Source organism: Paenibacillus sp. 01L418, from assembly GCF_056400045.1.
The window spans coordinates 1-7,619 of record NZ_JBFTSN010000318.1 but is presented as its reverse complement, the minus strand read 5'-3'; the positions used below and the strand labels follow the sequence as shown (position 1 = coordinate 7,619).

At 47.9% G+C, this 7,619-nt stretch carries 2 protein-coding genes and 1 pseudogene; 2 read left to right on the top strand and 1 reads right to left on the bottom strand.

All coding sequences use genetic code 11. The features are described from left to right. Positions 1-424 (bottom strand): annotated as a pseudogene (locus AC1DSE_RS26140) (glycoside hydrolase family 30 protein); the annotation flags it as partial. Positions 425-686: 262 nt separating this feature from the next. Between AC1DSE_RS26140 and AC1DSE_RS26135 the strand changes: the two are divergent. Both AC1DSE_RS26135 and AC1DSE_RS26130 read left to right on the top strand, forming a co-directional pair. Next, the gene (locus AC1DSE_RS26135; RefSeq protein WP_477528419.1) at positions 687-7,394 is read left to right on the top strand and encodes a DUF7507 domain-containing protein; all 6,708 of its coding nucleotides are present in this window, start codon (positions 687-689) and stop codon (positions 7,392-7,394) included. Between the two features lie 23 nt (positions 7,395-7,417). Then, positions 7,418-7,619: hypothetical protein (locus AC1DSE_RS26130; RefSeq protein WP_477528418.1), on the top strand; the 202-nt coding region annotated here is incomplete at its 3' end.

Genomic DNA, 7,619 nt, shown 5'->3' with positions numbered 1-7,619 from the left:
GAGTGCCGTAATTGTACGCCTTCGGAAATTTCATCCAGGTCGGAGGGCTCCACGGAGAGGCAAACAGTTTCAATTCAGGATTGAGTTTTAGCGCTTCCTTAATATAAGGAATCAAATGTTGTTGATCACGGGCAATGGAGAAATGCTCCATACTTAAGTCTCCGTCTGTTTCGTTTAAGCTATACCATTCCAGTGCATAATCGCTAGCGCCAATCGGAAGCCTGCAAATACTGAATTTATGCTCGCCTTCGGGATGAAAGAGCGCATGCATCACTTGACTGCGTTCTTCCTCCGGCAGATGCTGCAGAGCAGCATAACCAAGCTCGTTAAAGCAGCCTCCAAACCCTTCTAACCGTTGAAAGCTCTCACCTGAGAATGTCAGATTAGTGTTTCCATTACCGGCTTCCTCTATCGTTTTAACCATCGCTTGGTTTCCGTGCTTGCAAACCATTGTATCTGTTTCTCTCTCATCACCGCAAACCTCACTTTTTGAAAGCGTTTTTATCATTATATCTTGTAAATGAAAGCGTTTAATTGGACGAAATTAGACTCTATTCTTGGRCGATATTAAACCAACGCAACAAAGCGAAAAAACTATATTTTAAGAAGACAAACAAAATAGTGGTTAAAGTCTCATAAACTAAGCAATACATTCATGTTTACAACAAAATTAGCTTTTGAAGGGGGTGAATACGATACCTCTGGTCGTCCGATCAACATTAAACGCAACCGGCGCCATTACATTTACGGGGAATACGCTGGGTCTCAGCCGCTCAGAAGTAGCTGGAACCCCTGGTACTTCCGATAGTATAGGCGCTTTCAGCACTACGAATACAGCAGCTCGGTACGGCACGTACCCGCTTGGAACAACGAGCAACTATTTGGAAAATAGTTCTGCCGCCGCTCTCGTTCTCCCCACTGGAAGCACTGTTCTTTATGCAGAGCTTATTTGGGGCGGCACCTATGTCAACGGAACCGTTAATCTAACCGCAGCCATTAACAATMCCGTTACGTTCATTACACCGCTTGGAACCTCAAGCATCACTCCTGACGCAGCAACAAGCAATACGTTCGATTTGGGAGGAGGCGCACTTGGCTATACTCGTTCAGCCAATGTCACCTCGCTTGTGCTGGCGGCAGGTGCGGGTACCTATATAACAGGCGGCGTAGTCGGAACGATTGTTATTCCCGGCGATTCAACTGCTAACCATGCTGGCTGGACCCTCGCCGTCATTTATCAGAATCCTTCACTTCCGTTTCGCAACATGTCGCTGCGGGTTGGCGCTATTTTGGTTCAAAGCACTTCGGCAGCGGTCAACACGACAATAACCGGATTTGCCACGCCGATCTCAGGAGCCTTAGGCGGCAGGGCGTTATTTAGCGCTCAGGAAGGAGATGCAAACCGAACAGGTGATCAGGCGTTGTTCGGCCCGACGACAGCTAGCTTAGTAGCTCTATCTGGCACGAACAATTTCGCTAACAATTTTTTCGCTTCACAAATTAACAATGATTCCGGTGCATTAAACACAACTGGAACTTTCGGGGACCGCAATCAAATAAATGGCACACCCGGTACGAACATCATTGGCGGTCGACAGGGCTGGGATATTACGAATGTTGATATTTCCGCTAGGCTGACGAACAACCAGAGCTCAGCCGTTTTGTCACTTACAACCTCTGGGGATGCTTATGTACTTAACGCGAATGCCATCCAAGTCAATATTAATGCGCCCGTTATCAATGTAACGCTAAGCGAGAATGCAACAGGGCCTACCATCGGCGACATCATCACCTTAACGGTCACGGTCAGCAACTCAGGGACAGCAAACGCAGCCAGTATCGTCTTAACCGATACATTGCCTGCTGGCGTTACGTTCGTACCAGGCAGCGTCGTTGTAGGCGGTGTCTCGAAACCGACATTCGACATAAGAACCGGAGCGCCGCTAGGCTCATTAAACCTAGCAACCTCCATCACCGTTACTTATAAAGCTACCGTAACCTCCTTGCCAAGCACCGCTCAGCTTTCAAGCACCGCCAATGCGGCCTTTACGTTTCAAAGCATAGCAGGCGGTCCCAATATTACAGGTGTTATTCCATCCAATACTGTCACTATCCCTGTTTATGCCCCTAATTTATCTATTGTAAAAAGTGCGAACACACAGAACGCAACGGTTGGTAATCAAGTAGTCTACACACTGCTCGTTGCGAATACCGGCAGTTCAGCAGCCATTGTCAACCTGACGGACAATATACCTGCGGGAACATCTTTTATACCGAATAGCTTCCGTGTCAATGGAGTCGTTGTAGCAGGTGCGAATCCATCAGCGGGAGTAGCCATAGGAACAATTGCAGCTGGGGGATCGTCAACGATCACGTTTCAAGTGCAAGTAAATGTTTTGCCATCTCCACCTCAGCTTGTGAATCAGGCATCAGCCACCTATACGTATCAAATACCTGATGGAAGAATCTTTCCCGGCTCATTAGCTTCAAATACGGTTACAGTTCCTGTAAGACTTCCAAATGTTGTGGTCACGAAGAGCGCTAGCTTAACCGACATCGCTGTAGGTGAAACATTAACCTATTCCTTAGTCGTCACGAACAGCGGCATCGAATCCGTCACCAATGTCACATTGGGAGACACCATTCCTGTTGGAGCGGAATTCACCTCTGGAAGCGTAATTGTAGCTGGCGTATCCAAACCAACAGCAAATCCAGCGAGCGGCATCAGTTTAGGAACCATTGCGCCAAGCAGCTCTGTCACCGTTACTTTTGCAATTCGCGCGACTGCTATTCCAAGCTCAGGTACATTTGTTAATCAGGCTTCGGTATCCTTCAGCTCTGGCGTTTTCACAGGTCTCTCACTGTCTGGCAGTGTGACAACGCCTGTATATCAACCCATCATCAGCATTACAAAAAACGGTACGCCTACGAACGCTACTGTTGGAGGAAGAATAACCTATTCATTCAGCGTAAAAAACAGTGGGAATATTGCTGCCCAAGTGACCTTAACGGATAATATCCCAACCGGCTCATCCTTTGTGCCAAACAGTGTCATCGTTAATGGAACAGCACTTCCCGGCAGCAGTCCCGTTACAGGCATTTCACTTGGCGCTTTGCCTGCTTCCGGCGTATCCAGCGTTTCATTTCAGATCTTGTTAAGCTCGCTTCCGTCGCCGCCAACTTTGGTCAATCAAGCCTCAGGCTTATATACCTATCAGTTGCCTAGCGGTAGAAACTTAAGTGGAAGCAGCAGCTCCAATACGATCACGCTCACTGCCCAAGCACCAAATGTCACAATTACCAAAGCTGTCAACGCTACCGCAGCTGCTATAGGTGACATTTTGACGTTTACCATAATCGCTGTGAATAACAGTGTCGTACCTGTTACAAATGTCAACATCTCCGACACGTTGACCAGCAGCGCAGCTTTCATTGCTGGAAGCGCAACAATTAACGGGGCCGCAACAGCTGCAAACCCGAATGTCGGCATTTCTATCGGTACCATTAATCCATCTGCCAGCGTTACTATCGTATTTCAGGCACAGGTAACATCGCTGCCCGATCCCGCTGTCATATCTAATCGCGCGGCCATCAGCTATACATCAGGTTCATTTACAGGATCATCGTTATCCGAAACGATTCAAATTCCGGTGTACCAGCCCATCATTTCTATTGTTAAGTTTGCAAGCACTCAAAATGCAACGATAGGCGACACTTATACTTATACATTAAGAGTCCAAAACAGCGGCAATATTGGCGCTACAGTAAACGTAACGGATAATATCCCAGCCGGCGCTGTTTTCGATACAAACAGCGTGCTCATAAATTCAGTACCCTTTCCCGGATTAAATCCTGTAACCGGGATACCCATCGGAAATGTACTGCCCGGGAGCATGACAGAAATCAGCTTTGTCGTGACGGTTGCAACACTGCCTTCACCTCAATTTCTCGTCAACCAAGCAAGTGCACCCTACAATTACTCACTGCCGGACGGCCGTCAATTAAATGGTGCATCGGCTTCTAATACCGTATCAATACCTGTGTCACTGCCAAACGTAACTTTAGTGAAATCTGCAGCACCAACTTCCGTCGTTGTGGGCGATACCTTTACCTATACCTCCATTGTAACCAACAACGGTATTGCTCCTGTTAACCATGTCGTAGTTAACGATCCTTTAGCCGATAATATTGCCTTTATTAGCAATAGCGTGTTCATTAACGGCACTCCCCGGGCGGATTCAGCTCCATCCACCGGTATCCCAATCGGTACCCTCGCCCCTGGCGGTTCGGCTACCGTAACTTTTGAGGTGAGAGTAACGATGGCAGTCCCAACGCAAATAACGAATCAATCAACTGTTAGTTTTACATCAGGTGCATTCTCAGCTTCATCCTCGTCTAATACGACAACAACTCCTGTAACTCAGCCGCAAATTTCTTTGCAATTAAGCGCGAATACAAGCAATGCTACGCTCGGAGACACCGTTACTTATACTGTACTTGTAAGCAATACTGGGAATCTTGAGGGAATACTCACGTTAACTGATGCACTTCCGACTGGAACAACGTTTGCGCCAAACAGCGTCGTCGTTGGCGGAGTTCCTCATCCTGGAGAATCGCCTGTAACCGGCATTAGTGTGGGAAGCGTTTTGCCTGGTGTGCCGATAACCGTTACCTATTCGACAGTAATTACAACACTTCCAAACCCGCAGGTACTTGTGAATCAAGCCATAGGAGCTTATACATTTACACCGCCAGATGGCAGGCTTCTGAATGGCTCCACACAATCAAACGTATTATCTGTTCCCGTTTCTGCTCCTAACGTTGCGGTCGTCAAAAGCACAACGACGGTCGATACCGCGCTTGGAGACATCATTACTTATTCAGTAGCCGTAACAAACAGCGGCATTGAATCGATCAATAATGTTGTACTTACGGATCCTGTGCCGGACGGAGCAACATTCGTTGCTGGCAGCTTGACGATAAATGGCAATCCTGCACCTGGTGTGCCTGCATCGGGAATTGCCCTTGGATTAATTCCTTCTTCCAATACGGTAACCGTGTTGTTCAAGTTGAGCGTTACCTCTATTCCAGTCTCCGGTCAAATCGGAAACCAAGCAAATATTACCTTTACATCCGGTGTATTCTCGGGCATGACGATGTCCAACGTCGTTAATACCCCTGTCTATCAGCCCGTAATCTCACTCGTTAAAAGTGCAAATTCTATTAACGCCACACTTGGGGACACCGTTAGCTATCGAATCGACGTCAGCAATACAGGAAATTATGCTGGGAATGTAACATTGACTGACAATATCCCGCTCGGTGCAATCTTCGAGCCCAACAGTGTCCTAGTGGGAGGGCAGCCTCAGCCAGGTGCTGACCCTGTAACAGGCATCAACATTGGTGCTGTTGCTCCTAATGCAACAGTGTCCGTTACCTTCTCTGTCATCATTGATTCCCTGCCGAATCCGCAGCAGCTTTCAAACCAAGCTCTTGCGAACTTTGCATTTGTTCTGCCAAGCGGCCGCCCGCTTAGCGGCAGCGCAAGCTCCAACACCGTCCTAATTTCTGTATCTGCACCTAATGTCAGTGTTGTCAAAAGCACAACTTCAACAGCCGTAGCAATTGGCGATATCGTCACCTATTCTATAAACATTCTCAATAGCGGCATCGCAGCGGTAAATAATATTATTTTTACAGACCCATTGCCGGTCGGAAGTGCTTTAGTTTCAGGCAGCGTATTGGTAGACGGAGTTCCAAGACCAACGGCCAACCCCGCAACCGGTGTAGCTATAGGGACGATCGTGYAAGGCAATACCGTTGTAGTATCCTTCAACGTATCCGTCATTTCTTTACCTGCTTCTGGACAGCTTAGCAATCGTTCATCTGTCAGCTTTACATCAGGTGTATTCTCGGGCGTCACTTTCTCGAACACAGTGATCATTCCTGTCTATCAGCCGATACTAACGGGAACCAAAAGTGGAAACACCAGCAATGCGACGATTGGCGACACCGTTGTCTACACGATTGCAATTCAAAATACCGGCAATTATCCCGGTGACGTTACCTTAACGGATACGATTCCAGCTGGCACAAGTCTTGTCCAGAACAGCGTCATCGTTAATGGCCAGCTGGTGCCAGGTGCAGATCCGGCAGCAGGCATATCGCTTGGCAGTATCACAACTACGGCAAGTGTCACTTTTTCGGTAGTCATCAATGCGCTTCCGCAAAATCAGCAGCTTGTGAACCAAGCGTCCGCTACCTACAGCTTCTTGCTGCCTGATGGCCGCACCTTAGGCGGCTCATTTAGTACAAACGCATTGTCTATTCCTGTATCTGCACCTAATGTTGCCGTTGTGAAGAGCACCACTGTTACCGATGCGGTCGTAGGCGACACGATAACCTATCGAATTGCAGTTACGAACAACGGCATTGAGAATATTAATAATGTGCTGGTGGTCGATCCCTTGTCCCCTGGATCATCCTTTCAGGCTGGAAGCGTCTTAATTGATGGCGTTCCTAGACCAGCAGCTAACCCGTCCCTTGGCATCTTAGTCGGGTTGATCGCGCCTAGCGTTACCGTGTTAGTTGATTTCAGCGTACTAATAACGTCACTTTCAGATTCCGGCACGCTCAGCAATAGAGCTACCGTAAGCTTTACTTCGGGTGCTTTTTCAGGAAATACATTTTCCAATACGCTCGTTACACCGATTTATCAGCCTATTCTTGCACTTGGCAAATCTGCCGATACCGCCAATGCGACTGTCGGAGACACAGTAACTTATTCACTAACCATCACGAATACGGGCAATATTGCCGTGCAGGCTTCCGTATTTGATACGATTCCAATTGGCGCCGCCTTTGTACCAAATAGTGTGTTAATCAATGGTGTTCCGCAGCCTGGCGCTAATCCAGCGACTGGTGTTCCCGTTGGCACCGTTTCGCCTGGCGCATCCATTAGCATCCTGATTTCACTGCAGGTAACGGTAGATGCACTTCCTTCACCGCAGCTGCTCGTGAACCAAGCAACAGCTAACTTCTCCTACGTACCGCCGGATGGCCGTGTGCTGACCGGAACTATTTTATCGAATGTATTGTCCATTCCTGTGTCTTCTCCAAATGTGTCTGTCGTGAAGAGCGCATCATCCATTGATGCTGTTGTAGGCGATACCATTACCTATACCATAACGGTGTCCAACAATGGCATTGAATCCGTCAATAACGTCATACTCATCGACCCTACCCCAGCAGGAACAACGTTTACGACGGGCAGTGTCACTGTAGATGGTTCACCGCGGCCAACAGCTAATCCTAATAATGGCATTACCATTGGCACCATTGCTGCTGGAGGCARCTCAACCGTTACATTCAAAGTGCTGGTTGTTACACTATGAGCCCGCTTCCTGGCGGTAATCCAATGGTTCAAAATCAATCGCTTGTTCAGTTTGCCTCAGGAAGCGCAGAGCTGGTGACCTACTCCAACACGGTCAATACCGCATTAATAGGGACTCGTATCTTACTCGAGAAAAAAGCCTATGAAAGCGAGGTTACTCTTGGCAGTACGATAACCTACAATATCACGGCAACGAACACGGGAAACACAACCGGCAGCGTCACAC